The sequence below is a fragment of the Rhodoferax sp. TS-BS-61-7 genome (assembly GCF_002943465.1).
In the GTDB taxonomy this organism is placed as follows: Bacteria; Pseudomonadota; Gammaproteobacteria; order Burkholderiales; family Burkholderiaceae_C; genus Allorhodoferax.
The window spans coordinates 473,445-491,674 of record NZ_PTQY01000001.1 but is presented as its reverse complement, the minus strand read 5'-3'; the positions used below and the strand labels follow the sequence as shown (position 1 = coordinate 491,674).

The window sequence follows — 18,230 nt, the reverse complement described above, 5'->3', positions numbered from 1 at the left end:
CCACACTATTAGAACTGGCAACTATGTATTTCAAACGATCTTCTTTGCGTGCTGTGGCATGTTCCTTGGCACTTGGTGTGCTTGCCCAGGCAGCCATGGCACTGGAGCCATTCTCGGTACGAGATATCCGGGTGGAAGGATTGCAGCGGGTCGAAGCCGGAACCATTTTTGCATCACTGCCTGTGCGTGTGGGCGATACCTATACCGATGACAAGGCGGCAGCCTCCATTCGCGCCCTGTTTGGCTTGGGCTTGTTCAAGGATGTTCGGATTGAGGCCAACAATGGGGTGTTGGTGGTCATTGTGGAAGAGCGCCCTACGGTCGCAGATGTGGATTTCACAGGTACCCGGGAGTTTGACAAGGACGTGCTCAAAAAAGCACTGCGTGAGACCGGTTTGACAGAAGGGCGTCCTTTTGACAAGGCGCTCGTGGATCGTGCCGAGCAAGAACTGAAGCGTCAGTACATCAACAAGAGTATGTACGCGACCGAGGTGGTTACCACAGTCACACCGATTGAGCGCAACCGTGTCAACCTGAGCTTTGCGGTTGTTGAGGGTGATACCGCCAAGATCAATGACATAAAGATTGCGGGGGCCAAGGCCTTTTCCCAAAGCACTCTGCGGGACTTGTTTGACTCCGATACCGGCAATTGGCTGAGCTGGTACACCAAGTCCAACCGTTACTCCCGCACCAAACTCAATGCCGATATCGAGTCCTTGCGCTCGTACTACCTGTCGCGTGGTTACCTTGAGTTCAAAGTTGATTCGACCCAGGTTGCTATCTCGCCGAACAAACAAGATATTGACATCACCATCAATGTGACTGAGGGTGAACGTTTTGTTGTGTCCGGTATCAAGCTGGCCGGCAACTACTTGGCCAAAGATGAAGAGTTCCAGTCCCTAATTACCATCAAGGCTGGAGAGGCCTATAACGCCAGTGAGGTGACACAAACGACCAAGGCGTTCAACGATTACTTCGCTAACTTCGGCTATGCGTTTGCCAGAACCGAGGCACGCACTGACATTGACCGCAGCACCAACCGCGTGGCGCTTACTCTGGTGGCGGAGCCATCGCGCCGTGTGTATGTGCGCCGCATCAATGTGGCAGGTAACGACAGAACCCGTGACGAAGTGATTCGCCGGGAGTTCCGTCAGTTGGAGGCCGCGTGGTACGACGGTGAGAAGATCCGCCAGTCCCGCAACCGGGTGGACCGGCTGGGCTATTTCACCGAAGTTGGCATCGAAACCCAGGAGGTGTCTGGTGCGCCGGATCAGGTGGACTTGACGGTGAACGTTGCGGAGAAACCCACGGGCAGCATCAGCTTGGGTGCTGGCATTTCGAGTTCGGATGGTCTAGGTTTGTCTTTCGGCTTCAAGCAGGAAAACGCCTTTGGTTCTGGCAACTCTCTCGGAGTGGAAGTGAACACCAGCAAAACCAACCGTACGGTGGTGTTCAGCACGACCAATCCTTACTTCACGGAAGACGGCGTTTCACGCTCTATTGATGTGTACCAGCGCACGTCCCGTCCTTATGACGACGTTGACACCTATGCCATCGAAACTACCGGCGCCGCTGTGCGGTTTGGTATTCCGTTTACCGATTCGGACACCATCTACCTCGGTGTAGGCGCCGACCGCACCCGCATCATTCCAGGGACACTCCTGCCTACCGTGTACCAAGACTATGCCAACGAGTTTGGTTACAGCAGCACGGCGCTTCCTTTGACGCTGGGTTGGTCGCGGGATACGCGTGATAGTGCCTTGGTACCCAGCACCGGCAAGGTTTTACGCACCAGTGCGGAGTGGAGTGTGGGCGGTGATCTGCGTTATGCACGTGGTACTGCCCAGTACCAGCAGTTTTTTCCCATTTCCCGCAAGGTGACGGCTGCTTTCAACTCGGAAATTGCCATGGGCGCTGCAACTGGCAACACCACCTATCCGGTGTTCAAAAATTACTACGCAGGCGGTTTGGGGTCGGTGCGCGGGTTTGAGCAGGGTAGCTTGACCACCGCAGCGCAACGCGCTGGCTCTTTGACTGCAACTGGTGGCACCAAGCGGATTACCTTCAACGGTGAATTGTTGGCGCCTTTGCCAGGCGGCGGCAACGACCGCACCCTGCGCGTTTACGGTTTCGTCGATGCAGGCGGTATTTATGGCGCTGATGAGTCCATTCAGTTGGGCGATATGCGTTCCTCGTTTGGCGTCGGTATTAGCTGGATTTCTCCAGTCGGGCCTCTGCGTTTGGCCTTCGCCCGTCCTATCACCAAATTTGAAGGCGATAAAATCCAAAGTCTTCAATTCCAAATCGGAACAACTTTCTAATGAAACACGTTAAAGCAATGTGGGGTGTCGCACTGGTTCTGGCGTTGGCCTCCGTGGGTGCCCATGCCCAAGACTCCAAGATTGGCTACATCAACACCCAGCGCATCACCACCGAGTCTGGGCCTGCCAAAGCCGCCCAGGCCAAGCTGGAGTTGGAGTTCTCCAAGCGCCAGAAAGAGCTGGGCGACCAGCAAACGGCCCTGAAGACCATGAGCGACCGTTTTGAACGTGATGCGCCTACGCTGACCGAGACGCAACGTGTCACCCGCCAGAAAGAATTTGCCGAACAAAGCCGCGATTTTCAACGCAAGCAGCGCGAGTTTCAGGAAGACCTGAATGGCCGCCGCAATGAAGAGCTGCAACAGGTGCTGGACAAAGCCAACAAGGCCGTCAAGCAAGTGGCCGAGGCCGAGAAGTACGATCTGGTGATTCAGGAAGTGGTGTACAGCAATGCACGCCATGACATCACCGAGAAGGTTCTGAAGATTCTTAATTCTGGCGCCAAGTAAGCCTTGGATTGCCGCATGCGGGGGGAAGGCATGGACCTCGCTTCCATAGTGCGGGTGTTGGGCGGGGAGCTGCACGGTGATGCAGAATGCGTCATCACGGGACTGGCCCCGCTGGAGACCGCTACCCCCCAAGACCTGAGTTTTCTGAGCAACCCCAAATACCAACAACAGCTGGCGGCCTCCCGGGCCGCCTGTGTCATTGTGTCGCCAGCCCTGGGCGATGCTGCGCTGGCACGCGGTGCCTGCATCGTCACTGCCCAGCCGTATCTGTATTTCGCCAAGGTCACTCAGTTGTGGAAACAGCAGCGAGACTTGGCCGGGGGCGATGGGTCCGGCAAGGCGGTGTCATTGGTGCATCCCAGTGCGGTGGTCGATGCTACGGCGGTGGTGGATCCCACGGCCCGCATCGGTCCGCTGTGTGTGGTGGAGGCCGGAGCGCGTATTGGCGCCCACACCGTGCTTAAGTCCCGTGTGACCGTGGGCGAAGACTGCGTGGTGGGCGCACGTTGCATCCTGCACGCGGGCGTGGTCATCGGCGCGGATGGTTTTGGTTTTGCCCAGGATGGCGAGCGCTGGGAGAAGATTGAGCAGCTCGGTGCGGTGCAGATTGGTGACGACGTGGAAATTGGCGCCAACACCTGTATCGACCGCGGTGCCTTGCAAGACACGGTCATTGAAGACGGCGTGAAACTGGACAATCTGATCCAGATCGGCCACAACGTGCGGGTGGGGCGCAACACGGCCATGGCCGGTTGCGTGGGCGTGGCGGGGTCCGCCACCATCGGACCCAATTGCACCATTGGCGGTGGCGCCATTGTGCTGGGTCATTTGACGCTGGGTGCCAATGTGCATATTTCGGCTGCCACGGTAGTCAGTAAATCGATTTTGAAGCCCGGTCATTACACCGGCATGTTCCCGATTGACGAGAACGCCTCGTGGGAGCGCAATGCTGCAACGCTGAAGCAGTTGCACAGCCTGCGCGACCGTATCAAAACCTTGGAAAAAGAGTTACCCAAATGATGGACATCCACAAAATTCTCAAGCAACTGCCGCACCGTTACCCCTTCCTCCTGGTGGACCGCGTGCTGGAGCTGGACAAGGGCAAGACCATCAAGGCCTTGAAAAACGTCACCATCAACGAGCCTTTTTTTGAAGGCCACTTTCCGCACCGTCCCGTGATGCCGGGCGTGTTGATGCTGGAGGCGCTGGCCCAGGCCGCGGCCTTGCTGGCCTTTGATGCTTTGGACACCTCGCCCAATGACCAGATGGTGTATTACTTTGCGGGCATTGATGGCGCGCGTTTCAAGCGCCCGGTTGAGCCGGGTGACCAACTGATTTTGAACGTGGAGTTGCTGCGCATGAAAGCTGGTATTTTCAAGTTCAAGACCAGCGCGACCGTCGGTGATGAGCTGGCTTGTGAAGCCGAGCTGACCTGCGCCATGCGCGCGATTGCCTGAGAGGTGCGCGTGTCTGCTATTCACGCCACTGCCATCATCGACCCCAAGGCCGAGCTCGACAGCTCGGTGACCGTCGGGCCCTACACCGTCATCGGCCCGCATGTGCGTATTGGTGCCGGCACCACGGTAGGCCCGCACTGCGTGATCGAAGGCCACACCACCATTGGCCAGGACAACCGCATTTTCCAGTTCAACTCGCTGGGTGCGATTCCACAAGACAAGAAGTACGCGGGCGAGCCCTGCGAGCTGATCATTGGTGATCGCAACACCATCCGCGAGTTTTGCACCTTCAACATCGGCTCGCCCGGTGACATCGGCAAGACGGTGCTGGGCAATGACAACTGGATCATGGCCTATGTGCACCTGGCCCACGACTGCCTGATAGGCAACAACGTGATTTTTGCCAACAACTCGCAGCTGGCCGGCCACGTGCATGTGGATGACTGGGTGATTCTGGGCGGTTTTACCGTGGTACACCAGTTTGTGCGCCTGGGTGCGCACAGCATGACGGCCATGTGCTCATTGTTGTTTGCCGATCTGCCACCGTTTGTGATGTGCCAGGGCCAGCCGGCTGCTGCCCGTTCCATGAACTTTGAAGGCCTGCGCCGCCGTGGCTTCTCGCCTGAGCGCATTTCGGGGGTCAAGGCCATGCACAAGGCCCTGTACCGCGACGACCTGACGCTGGAGCAGGCCAAGCAGCGCATTGCAGAACTGGAAGCCACGCAACCAGAAACGGCACCCGATGTGGCCATGATGAATGGCTTCCTCAGTGCCGTGTCCGCCCAGCGCGGCATCGTTCGCTAAGCACAGTTTCGTCCAGGTATGAGCCCGTCCCACGCCCCTGTTGGCGGCCCCACGGTGGCCATGGTGGCGGGAGAGGCATCGGGCGACCTGCTGGCCGGTCTGCTGCTCGGTGGTGTGCACCAGCGCTGGCCTGACGCTGTGGCCCAAGGTATTGGCGGCCCGCAGATGGTCAAGCAGGGCTTTCTGGCCTGGTGGCCGCACCACAAGCTGGCGGTGCACGGCTTTAGCTGGGAGCTACTCAAGCGCTACCGCGAGATTGTGGGCATCCGCCGGCAGTTGGGCGACCGCTTGCTGGCCCACAAGCCCGACGTGTTCATTGGTGTGGACGCGCCCGACTTCAATCTGGACCTGGAAGCGCGGCTCAAAGGGCAGGGCGTCAAGACCGTGCATTTCGTCTGCCCGTCCATCTGGGCCTGGCGACCCGAGCGGGTGGAAAAAATCCGCCGCAGCACCGACCATGTGTTGTGCATCTTCCCGTTCGAGCCCCAGTTGTTGGCGGCCCACGGCATTGCCGCCACCTATGTGGGCCACCCGCTGGCCAACGTCATCCCCATGGAGCCCGACAAGGCTGCGGCCCGTCGCGCCTTGGGCCTCACAGATGACGATGCGGTAGTCGCCATCCTGCCGGGTAGCCGCCAGTCCGAGATTCGCCATCTGGCCTTACGCTTCTTTAAGGCTGCAGCCCACGTCCACTCTGCGCGACCAGCTACCAAATTCATAGTGCCGTGCGTGCCCGGCCTGCTACCCGAGATCGAAGCTTTGGCGCAGAAGAGCGGCATGCAAGGTCGCTTGCAGTTGCTCACTGGCCAATCCCACACCGCACTGGCGGCTTGCGACGTCACGCTGATTGCCAGCGGCACGGCCACGCTGGAGGCCGCGCTGTTCAAGCGCCCCATGGTCATCGGGTACCACATGGCCTGGCTGTCCTGGAAGATCATGCGGCGCAAGCGTCTGCAGCCCTGGGTGGGTTTGCCCAATATTCTGTGTCAGCGTTTTGTGGTGCCCGAGCTGCTGCAGGACGCTGCCACGCCCGAGGCACTGGCGCGCGAAGTGTTGGCCTGGCTGGATGCGCGCACTTCTGATCCTGCGAAAATAGCAGCCTTGCACACCACCTTCACTACGCTGCACGCCACGCTGCAGCGCGACACCGCCACCCTTGCCGCCGATGCCATCGAAAAAGTCCTCCAAGCCTGAGCCTGCCCAGCAGGTCGCCTTTGTCTGGGACCTGCCCGGGCTGATTGCCGGCGTGGACGAGGCCGGCCGCGGCCCGCTGGCCGGGCCCGTGGTGGCCGCTGCGGTGATTCTGGATGATCTCAATCCGATTGCCGGCCTCAACGATTCCAAGAAGCTCACTGCACTGCGGCGCGAAAAGCTGTTCGACGAAATCCGCGCCAAGGCGCTGTGCTGTTCGATTGCGCAGGCCAGCGTGGAGGAAATCGACGAAATCAATATCCTTCAGGCCACCATGCTGGCCATGCGCCGCGCCGTGGAGGGCCTGCGCCTTAAACCCGCCAAGGTGCTGGTGGACGGCAACCGCCTGCCGGTGCTGGACGTGTTGGCTGAGGCCATTGTGCGCGGCGACGCCACGGTGCCCGCCATTTCCGCCGCGTCCATCCTGGCCAAGGTGACGCGCGACCGCTGGTGCGCCACGCTGGATCAGCAGTACCCGCAGTATGGCTTTGCGGGCCACAAAGGCTATGGCACGGCCGAGCACCTGGCGGCCCTCAAGGCGCATGGCGCCTGCCCCGAGCACCGCAAAACTTTTGCTCCCGTCACCCAGGTGTTGCAGGCTTTCCCATGAGCGAACCTGTTTTTGTCACTTCGCGCGAGAACACGCTGCTCAAGGAGCTGCGCAAGCTCAGCACCGACAACACCGCCTACCGCAAGGCGGGGCGCTTCTGGGTGGAGGGCGACCACCTGTGTAGCGCTGTTTTGCATCGCGGCTTGAAGCCTTCTGTACTGGTAGTTTCAGAGTCATTTTGGCCTCTAGCCCCCGTGGAGTATGCGCAAGCAGCTATAAAAATCATAGTAATTCCGGACGCATTGTTCCGCGAGTTGAGTGGTCTGGAGTCGCCCGCCAAGGTGGGCTTTGTGCTGGACTTGCCGCTCCATACCGTGTTGCAGCCGGGCGCGGCTACGGTCATCCTGGACCGTGTGCAGGACGCGGGCAATGTCGGTTCCATCCTGCGTAGCGCCGGGGCATTCGGTTTTCGCCAGGTGTTGGCGCTCAAGGGCACGGCGGCGCTCTGGAGTCCCAAGGTGCTCCGCGCCGGCATGGGCGCGCACTTTGGTCTGCACTTGGTGGAGGGGCTGGCGCTGTCCGATCTGGATGCCTTGGCCGTTCCTCTGGTGGTCACCAGCTCCCACCAGGGCGATCTGGTGCAAAAACTGGACTTGCCCCACCCCTGCGCCTGGGCCATGGGCCACGAAGGGCAGGGGGTGTCGGCTGAACTTATGGCCCGCGCCAGTGTGTTTGCGCGTATCGGTCAGCCCGGGGGCGAGGAGTCGCTTAACGTGGCAGCAGCAGCAGCCATTTGCCTGCATGCAAGCAGTTTGAAGCTTGCCTGCAACTGAATTTCGCTGAGGCCTCGGCTATAATGGGAGGCTATCCAGAAAACAGCCGTCCCAAGCGCACCTCTGAACTTCCCCTCACAGCAGCACCCGCCAAGAGCCCTTCTTGAGCGCGTTTGGGCGTACCCGTAACCCATCCGGAGAAACCAGTGCTTTTGTCTCTCAAGGGAACTACCCCACCCGCCATCTTGGCGCTCGCAGACGGCACGGTCTACATTGGCAATTCCATTGGAGCCGCCGGCTCCACCGTCGGTGAAGTCGTGTTCAACACCTCCATGACCGGCTACCAGGAGATCCTCACCGATCCCAGTTATTGCCAGCAGATCGTCACCCTGACCTACCCCCACATCGGTAACTACGGTGTCAACCCCGAAGACGTGGAGTCCCACAAAGTCTTCGCAGCCGGCTTGATCATCAAAGACCTGCCGCTGGTGGCCAGCAACTTCCGAAAAACCCAAACGCTGACCGAGTACTTGGTCGCCGAGGGCACCGTGGCGATTGCCAACATCGATACCCGCCAGCTGACCCGCCAACTGCGCACCCAGGGCGCGCAAAACGGCTGCATCCTGGCGTTGGCTGCCGGCGAGTCGGTGACCAAAGAAACCATCGAAAAGGCTGTGGCCGCTGCCAAGGGCGCGCCCAGCATGGCTGGTCTGGACCTGGCCAAGGTCGTGTCCAGCACCGAGAGCTACGGTTGGACCGAAGCCGAGTGGACACTGGGCGAAGGCTACGGCCAGCAAACCGCACCCAAGTTTCATGTGGTCGCGTATGACTTTGGCGTGAAGAAAAACATCCTGCGCATGCTGGCCGAGCGCGGCTGCAAGGTCACCGTGGTGCCTGCGCAAACATCCGCTGCCGAGGTGCTCAAGCTCAACCCGAACGGCATCTTCCTGTCCAACGGCCCTGGCGACCCCGAGCCTTGCGATTACGCGATTGCCGCGGCCAAGGAACTCATCGAAACCGGTACGCCCACCTTCGGCATCTGCCTGGGTCACCAGATCATGGCCTTGGCCAGCGGTGCCAAGACCTTCAAGATGAAGTTTGGCCACCACGGTGCCAACCACCCGGTGAAAGACCTGGACAGCGGCCGCGTGTCGATCACCAGCCAGAACCACGGTTTTGCGGTGGACGAGAAGACATTGCCCACCAACCTGCGCCCCACGCACATCAGCCTGTTTGACAACACGCTGCAAGGGCTGGAGCGCACTGACAAGCCCGCGTTCTGCTTCCAGGGTCACCCCGAGGCATCGCCCGGCCCGCACGACATCGGTTACCTGTTCGACCGCTTCATCACCGAGATGGAAAAGAAGGCAGGATAAGCAGCATGAGCTTCTACGGTGTCACCGACCTTTGGACCTACGTGATAGGCGCTTTGGGCATCATCTTGCTGCCCGGCCCCAACTCGCTGTTTGTCCTGTCGGTGGCCACCGTGCGCGGCGTCAAGGCAGGCTATCAGGGTGCCATGGGTGTGTTTGTGGGTGACACGATTTTGCTGTTGCTCACCGCGCTGGGCGCTGCCAGCCTGCTGCGCACCTATCCGGCCCTGTTCATGGTCGTGAAGTACGCAGGCGCGGCCTACCTGACCTGGGTGGGTGTGAACCTGTTCATTGCTGCTGTGAAGAAATGGCGCAGCCACAGCAAGGTGGATCTGTCGGCAGACGCCGCGGTAGCAGAGGCTACGGCCAACTTGCAACAGCCCTTCAAGCGCGCCCTGGTCATCAGCCTGCTGAACCCGAAGGCGATCTTGTTTCTGCTGTCCTTCTTCGTGCAGTTCATCGACCCCAGCTACGACACACCGGCCGTGCCTTTTCTGATCCTGAGCGCCATCATCATGGTGTTCAGCGCACTGTATTTGTCTGCCCTGATTTTTGCAGGCGCCCGTCTGGCCCAGGGCTTTGGCCGCCGCAAGCGCCTATCTGCCAGCCTGTCCAGTGCCGTGGGCGGCCTGTTCGTCTGGTTCGGCGCCAAGCTGGCCACCGCGAGCCTGAATTAATTAAAACGTAAAGAGCCCCAAAAGCTACGAGTCTCACCATGCCAAAACGTACCGACATCAAAAGCATTCTCATCATCGGCGCCGGCCCCATCATCATTGGCCAGGCTTGTGAGTTCGATTACTCCGGCGTGCAAGCGTGCAAGGCATTACGTGAAGAGGGCTACAAGGTCATCCTGATCAACAGCAACCCTGCGACGATCATGACCGACCCGGCCACCGCCGACGTTACCTACATCGAACCCATCACCTGGCAAACGGTCGAGAAGATCATCGCCAAGGAAAAGCCTGATGCCATCCTGCCCACCATGGGTGGCCAGACTGCGTTGAACTGCGCGCTGGACCTGTGGCACCACGGCGTGCTGGACAAGTACAAGGTCGAGCTGATTGGTGCCACACCTGAGGCCATTGACAAGGCCGAAGACCGTCTGAAGTTCAAGGACGCCATGACCAAGATCGGTCTGGGTTCCGCACGCTCGGGCATTGCCCACAGCATGGAAGAAGCCTGGACCGTGCAAAAGACGCTGGGCTTCCCCACGGTCATCCGCCCCAGCTTCACGCTGGGTGGCACGGGCGGCGGCATTGCCTACAACTCCGAAGAGTTCGAGACCATTTGCAAGCGCGGCCTGGAAGCCTCGCCGACCAACGAGCTGCTGATTGAAGAGTCGCTGCTCGGCTGGAAAGAGTACGAGATGGAAGTGGTGCGCGACAAGGCGGACAACTGCATCATCGTCTGCTCGATTGAGAATTTGGACCCCATGGGTGTGCACACCGGTGACTCCATCACCGTGGCCCCTGCGCAAACGCTGACCGACAAGGAATACCAGATTCTGCGCAATGCCTCCCTGGCCGTGCTGCGCGAAATCGGCGTGGACACCGGTGGCTCCAACGTGCAGTTCTCTATCAACCCGGTCGATGGCCGCATGGTGGTGATCGAGATGAATCCGCGTGTGTCGCGCTCTTCTGCTTTGGCCTCCAAGGCTACCGGCTTCCCCATCGCCAAGGTTGCGGCCAAGCTGGCGGTCGGCTTCACACTGGACGAGCTGCGCAACGACATCACCGGCGGTGCTACCCCCGCATCGTTTGAGCCCAGCATCGACTACGTGGTCACCAAGATTCCACGTTTTGCGTTCGAAAAATTCCCCACGGCCGACAGCCGCCTGACCACGCAGATGAAGTCGGTGGGTGAAGTGATGGCCATGGGCCGTACCTTCCAGGAATCCTTCCAGAAAGCCCTACGCGGCCTGGAAGTGGGCGTGGATGGCATGAACGAGAAGACCCAGGATCGCGAAGTGCTCGAAAAAGAGCTGGGCGAGCCTGGCCCCGAGCGCATTTGGTACGTGGGTGACGCGTTTGCCCAGGGCATGAGCGTGGACGAAGTGTTCGCGCTGACCAAGATCGACCCCTGGTTCTTGGTGCAGATCGAACAGATCGTGAAGCTGGAACTCGAAATTGAGCGCCTGCCCCAGCCCGCAGTGGGTAGTGCCTTGGACAACATCGACGCGCCCACTTTGCGTGCCTTGAAGCAAAAAGGCTTCTCGGACCGCCGCCTAGCGCGCCAATTCAAGACCACCGACAAGGCCGTGCGCGAAAAGCGCCGCGCCCTGGGCGTGCGCCCCGTCTACAAACGTGTGGACACGTGTGCGGCCGAATTCGCCACCAACACCGCCTACATGTACTCCACCTACGAAGCCGAAGGCTCCGAGTGCGAAGCCGCGCCTACCGACAAGAAAAAAATCATGGTGCTGGGTGGTGGCCCCAACCGCATCGGCCAGGGTATCGAATTTGACTACTGCTGCGTGCACGCCGCATTGGCCATGCGCGAAGACGGCTACGAGACCATCATGGTCAACTGCAACCCAGAAACGGTGTCCACCGACTACGACACCTCCGACCGTCTGTACTTCGAGCCGCTGACGCTGGAAGACGTGCTGGAAATCGTCGACAAGGAAAAGCCGGTTGGCGTGATCGTGCAATACGGCGGCCAAACGCCTTTGAAGCTGGCACTCGATTTGGAAGCCAACGGCGTGCCCATCATTGGCACCACGCCGGACATGATTGACGCGGCTGAAGACCGTGAGCGTTTCCAGAAACTGCTGCACGAACTCAAACTGCGCCAACCCCCCAACGCCACGGCCCGTACCGAGCCCGAAGCGCTGGAAAAAGCCGCAGCCCTGGGCTACCCATTGGTCGTGCGCCCCAGCTACGTGCTGGGCGGCCGCGCCATGGAAATCGTGCACGAACAGCGCGATCTGGAGCGTTACATGCGCGAAGCCGTCAAGGTGAGCAACGACTCCCCCGTACTGCTGGACCGTTTCCTGAACGATGCCATCGAGTGCGATGTGGATTGCATCCGCGATGGCTCCGGCGACACCTTCATTGGTGGCGTGATGGAACACATCGAGCAAGCCGGCGTGCACAGCGGTGACTCTGCTTGCTCGTTGCCGCCCTACAGCCTGGGCGCGGACACCGTGGCCGAGATCAAGCGCCAGACCAAGGCCATGGCCGGTGCCCTGAACGTGGTGGGCCTGATGAACGTGCAGTTCGCCATCCAGAACGTGGACGGCAAGGACGTGATCTACGTGCTGGAGGTGAACCCCCGCGCCAGCCGCACCGTGCCCTTTGTCTCCAAGGCCACCGGCATCCAACTGGCCAAGGTGGCCGCACGTTGCATGGCCGGTCAGACCCTGGCCAGCCAGGGCATCGGCAAGGAAGTGACACCGCCGTACTTCAGCGTAAAGGAAGCCGTGTTCCCATTTGTGAAGTTCCCCGGCGTGGACACCATCCTCGGCCCCGAGATGAAGTCCACCGGCGAAGTGATGGGCGTGGGCAAGACCTTTGGCGAAGCTTTTGTGAAGTCGCAGCTGGGCGCAGGCGCCAAGTTGCCACGCGGCGGCAAGGCCTTTATCTCGGTCAAACAAACCGACAAGCCGCGCGCTGTGGAAGTGGCGCGCAGCCTGGCGGCCATGGGTTTTGAGATCGTGGCCACCAAGGGCACGGCAGCCGCTATCAACGCGGCCGGCGTGGCCTGTGGTGTGGTGAACAAGGTGGCCGAAGGTCGCCCGCACATCGTGGACATGATCAAGAACGAAGAAATCTCCATGGTGGTCAACACCGTGGAAGAGCGCCGCAACGCGATCGCCGATTCCCGCCAGATCCGCACCTCGGCTTTGCTGGCCCGTGTCACCACGTACACGACCATCGCCGGTGCCGAAGCCGCGGTGCAAGGCATGAAGTACCTGGACAACCTGGGTGTCATCTCTGTGCAGGAAATGCACGCTGAACTTCAGGCTTGAATGATGGGCGGATAAGTTGGCATAATCTTGCCAACCGCATAGGACAGTGCCGCGCGCAAGCGCCGCACTGTCCTTGTACTTTGAGGCCACCAAAATACCTAGTTAGAGACTCCATGGCAACCTATCCCATCACCAAACGCGGCGCTGACATGCTCAAGGCCGAGTTGCACAAACTCAAAACCGTCGAGCGCCCCTCCGTCATCCAGGCCATTGCCGAGGCGCGTGCCCAGGGCGACCTGAGCGAAAACGCCGACTACGACGCAGCCAAGGAACGCCAGGGCTTCATCGAAGGCCGCATCCAGGAAGTGGAGGGCAAGTTGTCTGCGGCCCAGGTAATCGATCCCTCCAGCATCCAGGCCGACGGCCGCGTGGTGTTTGGCGCCACGGTGGAGCTGGAAGACGAAGACTCCGGCCAGCGGGTGAAGTACCAGATCGTGGGCGAAGACGAGGCCGACCTCAAGCAAGGCCTGATCAACATCGGCAGCCCGATTGCCCGCGCCCTGATCGGCAAGGTGGAAGGCGACACGGCTGTGGTGCAGGCGCCCGGTGGGGACCGTGCCTACGAGGTTGTGGCGGTTCAGTACATCTGATGCGCCAACTGCCCGTTTGGCTGGCTGCGGCTTGGGCCATGAGCCTGGGTGTGCTGGGTTTGATGGTGGTGCCCATGCTGTTTGTGCACCTGCCCACACCGGCCGTGGCGGGTCAGATGGCCGCCAAACTGTTTGCTGCGCAGACCTGGGTGTCGGTCGTGTGTGGCGCCTTGTTGCTCATGGTTTTTAGATCAAATCGTGCACTAACCCCCGTGGATACTGCGCGAGCAGCTACTCTTTTTGTAGTGGCTGGTGTCTTGCTGGCGCTCCTGGTGGAGCTGGCGGTGGCGCCTCGCATCGTGGCACGCGACAACCTGATGCTCTGGCACCGGGTGGGCACTGCCATGTATGTGGGGCAGTGGGTGTGCGCACTGGTGGTGTTTGGCAAACTGGCCGCTGTGGCCGGTAAAACGCCGCCATCACTTTCCGAATCGGCATAAAAAAACCGGAGCACCAGGCTCCGGTTGTTATGTTCAACAGACCCGAATCTCAGGTCTGGCTGCGTTTCTTCAAACTTGTTTTGGGCTTCGGTTTGGCACGTTTGACGTTGCCGCCGGGCGTGAGGCGCTGGTTGCCCAGCACACGCAGGGTTTTCACCTCGGGGCGCTGGCCGGGGCGGCCAAACTTCAAGACCTTGAAATCGCGTGGGCCCGGCTTGCGGTCCTCGGAAACGACTTTTTCCTTCTCGGGCTGGGGGCGCCACAGCACCAACAGCTTGCCGATGTGCTGGATGGGCGCGGCATTGAGCTCGTCCGCCAGGGTTTTGAACATCTCTTCGCGGGCGGCGCGGTCGTCCGAAAACACGCGGACCTTGATCAAGCCGTGGGCGTTGAGGGCCGCATCGATTTCTTTTTTGACATTGGCCGTCAGGCCATCGCCACCCACCATGACCACGGGGTCCAGGTGGTGGGCTTCAGCGCGATGATCCTTGCGCTGGGCGGGAGTTAGTTGTATTTGGGGCATGTGGGTATTATCGACGCAATGAATACGCAGAGCAAAAGTAGCAAGCCGGATAACAGGGCCGGCAACAAAAAGGTCAACAAGGCTTGGTTACACGACCATATCAACGACCCCTATGTGAAGTTGGCCAACAAGGAGGGGTACCGCGCGCGCGCGGCCTACAAACTGAAGGAAATCGACGAAACCTTGCACCTGGTGAAGGCGGGCCAATTGGTGGTGGACCTGGGTTGCACACCCGGTGCGTGGAGCCAGTACCTGCGCCGCCGCATGTCGCCCAACGGGGCCGCCGTGGGAGAGATGAATGGCACCATCATCGGGTTGGACCTGCTGCCCATGGAGCCCATCGAGGGTGTGACCTTCATCCAGGGGGATTTCCGCGAGGCCGATACCCTGGCGCTGCTGGAGACCGCTTTGGGTGGCAAACAGGCCGATCTGGTGGTGTCGGACATGGCGCCCAACCTGTCGGGTATATCGTCCGCAGACGCGGCGCGTATTGAATACCTGGTGGAACTGGCGATTGAATTTGCCCAAAACCACATGAAGCCCCAGGGGGCGTTGGTGGCCAAGGTGTTCCACGGTGGCAGTTACAACGATGTGGTGCAGCGTTTCAAGGCGGCCTTTGTCACCGTTAAACCGTTTAAACCCAAGGCCTCGCGGGACCGTTCGTCAGAAACTTTTTTGGTGGGCATGGGCCTGAAAAAGGCCTGACAGGCTGTCACCCTATTCCCATGCTGTTTCTGAGGCCGTAAACCTTGAAATATCGGCTTTCATCGCTTGAAACGCCTAAAATGGGTCCTAAGTACGCAAGGTTCGTTTACTTGCGCCAGTATTGGAGCTTCGCTTGAATAATCAGTGGTTTTCTAAAATTGCAGTGTGGTTGGTGGTGGCCTTGGTGCTGTTCACCGTGTTCAAGCAATTTGACACGCGCGCTGCAGCGTCGGGCACAGTTGGTTATTCCGACTTCCTGGAGCAGGTGCGTAACAACCAGATCAAGAGCGTGCTCATCCAAGAGGGGCAGGGCGGTACCGAAATTTTGGCCGTCACCTCGGATGACCGCAAGGTGCGCACCACCGCCACCTACCTGGACCGTGGCCTGGTCGGTGACCTGATCGCCAACAACGTCAAGTTTGACGTCAAACCCCGCGAAGAAGGTTCCCTGCTCATGACCCTGTTGGTCAGCTGGGGCCCCATGTTGCTGCTGATCGGCGTGTGGGTGTATTTCATGCGCCAGATGCAGGGCGGCGGCAAGGGCGGAGCCTTCAGTTTCGGCAAGAGCAAGGCTCGCCTGCTGGACGAAAACACCAACACCGTGACCTTTGCCGATGTGGCCGGTTGCGACGAAGCCAAGGAAGAAGTGAAGGAGGTCGTGGACTTCCTGAAAGACCCCTCCAAGTTCCAGAAGCTGGGCGGTCGTATTCCGCGTGGCCTGCTGCTGGTTGGCCCTCCCGGTACCGGCAAGACCTTGCTGGCCAAGTCCATTGCCGGCGAAGCCAAGGTGCCGTTCTTCAGCATCTCGGGCTCGGACTTCGTGGAAATGTTTGTTGGCGTGGGCGCGTCCCGTGTGCGCGACATGTTCGAGAACGCCAAAAAGAATGCCCCTTGCATCATCTTTATCGACGAAATTGACGCTGTGGGCCGCCAGCGTGGCGCAGGCCTGGGCGGTGGCAATGACGAGCGTGAGCAAACCCTGAACCAGATGCTGGTCGAGATGGACGGTTTTGAGACCAACGTCGGTGTGATCGTGGTGGCCGCCACCAACCGCCCCGACATTTTGGACGCCGCTTTGCTGCGCCCCGGCCGTTTTGACCGCCAGGTCTATGTGACGCTGCCCGATATCCGTGGCCGCGAGCAGATTTTGAACGTGCACATGCGCAAAGTGCCCTTGGGCCAAGATGTGAGTGCCATGACCATTGCCCGCGGCACGCCTGGCATGAGTGGTGCCGACCTCGCCAACCTGTGCAACGAAGCCGCCCTGATGGCCGCGCGCCGCAATGCGCGTCTGGTGGAAATGCAGGACTTTGAGAAGGCCAAGGACAAGATCCTCATGGGCCCCGAGCGCAAGAGCATGGTCATGCCCGAAGAAGAGCGCAAAAATACGGCCTACCACGAGTCCGGCCACGCCCTGATCGGCAAGCTGTTGCCCAAGTGTGACCCGGTGCACAAGGTCACCATCATTCCCCGTGGCCGCGCCCTGGGCGTGACCATGAGCCTGCCCGCACAAGACCGTTATAGCTACGACAGCGAATTCATGCTGAACCAGATCAGCATGTTGTTTGGTGGCCGCATTGCCGAAGAAGTGTTCATGAACCAGATGACCACCGGTGCCAGCAACGACTTTGAACGTGCCACCTCCATTGCCCGCGACATGGTGACCCGCTACGGCATGACCGACGCCCTGGGCCCCATGGTGTATGCCGAGAACGAAGGTGAAGTGTTTTTGGGCCGCAGTGTGACCAAGACCACCAGCATGAGCGAACAGACCATGCAGAAGGTGGACTCGGAAGTGCGCCGCATCATCGACCAGCAGTACGCGTTGGCGCGCAAGCTGATCGAAGACAACCAGGACAAGATGCACGCCATGGCCAAGGCCCTGCTGGAGTGGGAAACCATTGACAGTGAGCAACTCGACGACATCATGGCTGGCCGCGAACCCCGTCCGCCCAAAGACTGGACACCCCGCACCCCCAACAACGGTGGTGGCGGTAGCGGCGGCGCACCTGCGGTGGCGGCTGACCCCGCACCCACTGCGGCCTGATAGCAGCCAGCGCACAGTTCCACAGGGCCTTCGGGCCCTGTGGGCTTTTTAGGGTTCCGCCTCCCCAGTCGCTCATTGGTCAGCACCGATAATTCAGTCCATGCATTGGCAAACCTCCCGCTTCGCGATTGACCTGTCCACTCCCCAGGTGATGGGCATCGTCAATGTCACGCCCGATTCGTTTTCGGATGGCGGCTTGCATGCCTCGCACAGCGCAGCGCTGTCGCATTGTGAACGCCTGCTCAAGGACGGCGCCCACATTTTGGACATCGGTGGCGAATCCACCCGACCAGGCGCTCCGCCAGTCTCGTTGGAGGAAGAGCTGGCGCGTGTGCTGCCCGTCATTCGCCATGCCGTGACCTTGGGGGTGCCGGTGTCGGTGGACACCTACAAGCCCGTGGTGATGCAAGCGGCGCTGGACCTGGGAGCGGACATCGTCAATGACGTCTGGGCGCTGCGTTGGCGCGACGGGCAGGGCGGTCGCACGGGTGAGTCCGTGGTGGCCGCGCACCCGAAGTGCGGCGTGTGCCTGATGCACATGCACCGCGACCCGCAGACTATGCAGGTGGCGCCCATGGAAGGGAATGTGGTGCCGCAGGTGCTATCGTTTTTAGAGCTGCTCGCGCAGCATTTAAAAGGGTTAGGGGTCGATTCGACCCGTATTTGCCTGGACCCGGGTATTGGTTTTGGCAAGACCGTGCAGCAGAATTTTGCGCTGCTGGCGCGCCAGGCGCAGGCCGTGCCGGCGGGCTACCCGGTGCTGGCCGGCTGGTCGCGCAAATCGTCGCTGGCGGCAGTGACCCAAACCTCGCTGAGCCAAGTGGCCAGCATGGACGTGGATCAGCGCCGCGCACCCAGCATCACGGCGGCGGTGCTGGCGGTGCAGAACGGGGCCCATGTGGTGCGCGTGCACGATGTGCGCGACACCGTGAGCGCACTGAAGGTTTTGGCTGCCATGCAAGCCGCTGTCTAAAACC

17 protein-coding genes are annotated in these 18,230 nt (G+C 60.4%); 16 read left to right on the top strand and 1 reads right to left on the bottom strand.

What is annotated here, in order from left to right:
• The first annotated feature begins 23 nt into the window (after window positions 1-23).
• The 13 genes from bamA to C5F53_RS02265 all read left to right on the top strand — a co-directional run bounded on the left by bamA (window position 24) and on the right by C5F53_RS02265 (window position 13,978).
• Entirely contained in the window at window positions 24-2,321 is a 2,298-nt protein-coding gene (gene bamA / locus C5F53_RS02325) for an outer membrane protein assembly factor BamA (protein WP_105259705.1), read from the top strand.
• Window positions 2,321-2,830 (top strand): OmpH family outer membrane protein, encoded by a 510-nt coding sequence (locus tag C5F53_RS02320; RefSeq protein ID WP_105259704.1) that lies wholly within the window; start codon window positions 2,321-2,323, stop codon window positions 2,828-2,830. Before bamA ends, C5F53_RS02320 begins: the two co-directional genes overlap by 1 nt.
• Before the next feature lie 30 nt (window positions 2,831-2,860).
• Complete coding sequence (gene lpxD, locus C5F53_RS02315; protein ID WP_236635182.1) at window positions 2,861-3,850, top strand: UDP-3-O-(3-hydroxymyristoyl)glucosamine N-acyltransferase; 990 nt, start codon at window positions 2,861-2,863, stop codon at window positions 3,848-3,850.
• Window positions 3,847-4,287, top strand: a complete 441-nt coding sequence (gene fabZ / locus C5F53_RS02310; protein ID WP_105259702.1) for a 3-hydroxyacyl-ACP dehydratase FabZ — start codon at window positions 3,847-3,849, stop codon at window positions 4,285-4,287. Before lpxD ends, fabZ begins: the two co-directional genes overlap by 4 nt.
• 9 nt (window positions 4,288-4,296) lie before the next feature.
• Window positions 4,297-5,091: an acyl-ACP--UDP-N-acetylglucosamine O-acyltransferase gene (gene lpxA, locus C5F53_RS02305; protein ID WP_105260371.1), complete on the top strand. Its 795-nt coding sequence runs from the start codon at window positions 4,297-4,299 to the stop codon at window positions 5,089-5,091.
• Between the two features lie 60 nt (window positions 5,092-5,151).
• Window positions 5,152-6,285: a lipid-A-disaccharide synthase gene (lpxB, locus tag C5F53_RS02300; RefSeq protein ID WP_105260370.1), complete on the top strand. Its 1,134-nt coding sequence runs from the start codon at window positions 5,152-5,154 to the stop codon at window positions 6,283-6,285.
• On the top strand, window positions 6,257-6,892 hold the full coding sequence (gene rnhB / locus C5F53_RS02295; RefSeq protein ID WP_105259701.1) for a ribonuclease HII: 636 nt from the start codon (window positions 6,257-6,259) through the stop codon (window positions 6,890-6,892). The genes lpxB and rnhB overlap by 29 nt, the downstream gene beginning before the upstream one ends.
• A complete protein-coding gene (locus C5F53_RS02290; protein ID WP_105259700.1) occupies window positions 6,889-7,665 on the top strand; it encodes an RNA methyltransferase in 777 nt (258 codons plus the stop codon). The genes rnhB and C5F53_RS02290 overlap by 4 nt, the downstream gene beginning before the upstream one ends.
• A 146-nt stretch (window positions 7,666-7,811) precedes the next feature.
• The gene (carA, locus tag C5F53_RS02285; protein WP_105259699.1) at window positions 7,812-8,981 is read left to right on the top strand and encodes a glutamine-hydrolyzing carbamoyl-phosphate synthase small subunit; all 1,170 of its coding nucleotides are present in this window, start codon (window positions 7,812-7,814) and stop codon (window positions 8,979-8,981) included.
• Window positions 8,982-8,986: 5 nt separating this feature from the next.
• Window positions 8,987-9,655, top strand: coding sequence for a leucine efflux protein LeuE (gene leuE, locus C5F53_RS02280; RefSeq protein WP_105259698.1), 669 nt, complete (start codon window positions 8,987-8,989; stop codon window positions 9,653-9,655).
• A gap of 38 nt (window positions 9,656-9,693) precedes the next feature.
• Window positions 9,694-12,948, top strand: coding sequence for a carbamoyl-phosphate synthase large subunit (gene carB, locus C5F53_RS02275; RefSeq protein WP_105259697.1), 3,255 nt, complete (start codon window positions 9,694-9,696; stop codon window positions 12,946-12,948).
• 113 nt (window positions 12,949-13,061) lie between these two features.
• Window positions 13,062-13,538: a transcription elongation factor GreA gene (gene greA / locus C5F53_RS02270; protein WP_105259696.1), complete on the top strand. Its 477-nt coding sequence runs from the start codon at window positions 13,062-13,064 to the stop codon at window positions 13,536-13,538.
• Window positions 13,538-13,978 (top strand): DUF4149 domain-containing protein, encoded by a 441-nt coding sequence (locus C5F53_RS02265; protein WP_105259695.1) that lies wholly within the window; start codon window positions 13,538-13,540, stop codon window positions 13,976-13,978. Before greA ends, C5F53_RS02265 begins: the two co-directional genes overlap by 1 nt.
• A gap of 49 nt (window positions 13,979-14,027) precedes the next feature.
• On the opposite strand, the gene C5F53_RS02260 is transcribed toward C5F53_RS02265, so the two are convergent.
• Window positions 14,028-14,501 carry a YhbY family RNA-binding protein gene (locus tag C5F53_RS02260; RefSeq protein WP_105259694.1) on the bottom strand — a complete coding sequence of 158 codons (474 nt, stop codon included), beginning with the start codon at window positions 14,499-14,501 and terminating at the stop codon, window positions 14,028-14,030.
• Window positions 14,502-14,519: 18 nt separating this feature from the next.
• Between C5F53_RS02260 and C5F53_RS02255 the strand changes: the two genes are divergently transcribed.
• The 3 genes from C5F53_RS02255 to folP all read left to right on the top strand — a co-directional run bounded on the left by C5F53_RS02255 (window position 14,520) and on the right by folP (window position 18,226).
• A complete protein-coding gene (locus C5F53_RS02255; protein ID WP_105259693.1) occupies window positions 14,520-15,206 on the top strand; it encodes an RlmE family RNA methyltransferase in 687 nt (228 codons plus the stop codon).
• Between the two features lie 133 nt (window positions 15,207-15,339).
• Complete coding sequence (gene ftsH / locus C5F53_RS02250) at window positions 15,340-17,253, top strand: ATP-dependent zinc metalloprotease FtsH (RefSeq protein ID WP_105259692.1); 1,914 nt, start codon at window positions 15,340-15,342, stop codon at window positions 17,251-17,253.
• Between the two features lie 100 nt (window positions 17,254-17,353).
• Complete coding sequence (gene folP, locus C5F53_RS02245) at window positions 17,354-18,226, top strand: dihydropteroate synthase (protein ID WP_105259691.1); 873 nt, start codon at window positions 17,354-17,356, stop codon at window positions 18,224-18,226.
• Window positions 18,227-18,230: the final 4 nt, after the last annotated feature.

Bases quoted from the DNA above. Each gene is read 5' to 3' on its own strand.
- C5F53_RS02265 (WP_105259695.1), top strand. From the start codon at position 13,538: ATGCGCCAACTGCCCGTTTGGCTGGCTGCGGCTTGGGCCATGAGCCTG.
- C5F53_RS02290 (WP_105259700.1), top strand. From the start codon at position 6,889: ATGAGCGAACCTGTTTTTGTCACTTCGCGCGAGAACACGCTGCTCAAG.
- C5F53_RS02255 (WP_105259693.1), top strand. From the start codon at position 14,520: ATGAATACGCAGAGCAAAAGTAGCAAGCCGGATAACAGGGCCGGCAAC.
- C5F53_RS02260 (WP_105259694.1), bottom strand. From the start codon at position 14,501: ATGCCCCAAATACAACTAACTCCCGCCCAGCGCAAGGATCATCGCGCT.
- rnhB (WP_105259701.1), top strand. From the start codon at position 6,257: ATGCCATCGAAAAAGTCCTCCAAGCCTGAGCCTGCCCAGCAGGTCGCC.
- carB (WP_105259697.1), top strand. From the start codon at position 9,694: ATGCCAAAACGTACCGACATCAAAAGCATTCTCATCATCGGCGCCGGC.
- lpxD (WP_236635182.1), top strand. From the start codon at position 2,861: ATGGACCTCGCTTCCATAGTGCGGGTGTTGGGCGGGGAGCTGCACGGT.
- folP (WP_105259691.1), top strand. From the start codon at position 17,354: ATGCATTGGCAAACCTCCCGCTTCGCGATTGACCTGTCCACTCCCCAG.
- leuE (WP_105259698.1), top strand. From the start codon at position 8,987: ATGAGCTTCTACGGTGTCACCGACCTTTGGACCTACGTGATAGGCGCT.
- C5F53_RS02320 (WP_105259704.1), top strand. From the start codon at position 2,321: ATGAAACACGTTAAAGCAATGTGGGGTGTCGCACTGGTTCTGGCGTTG.
- greA (WP_105259696.1), top strand. From the start codon at position 13,062: ATGGCAACCTATCCCATCACCAAACGCGGCGCTGACATGCTCAAGGCC.
- bamA (WP_105259705.1), top strand. From the start codon at position 24: ATGTATTTCAAACGATCTTCTTTGCGTGCTGTGGCATGTTCCTTGGCA.
- lpxB (WP_105260370.1), top strand. From the start codon at position 5,152: ATGGTGGCGGGAGAGGCATCGGGCGACCTGCTGGCCGGTCTGCTGCTC.
- fabZ (WP_105259702.1), top strand. From the start codon at position 3,847: ATGATGGACATCCACAAAATTCTCAAGCAACTGCCGCACCGTTACCCC.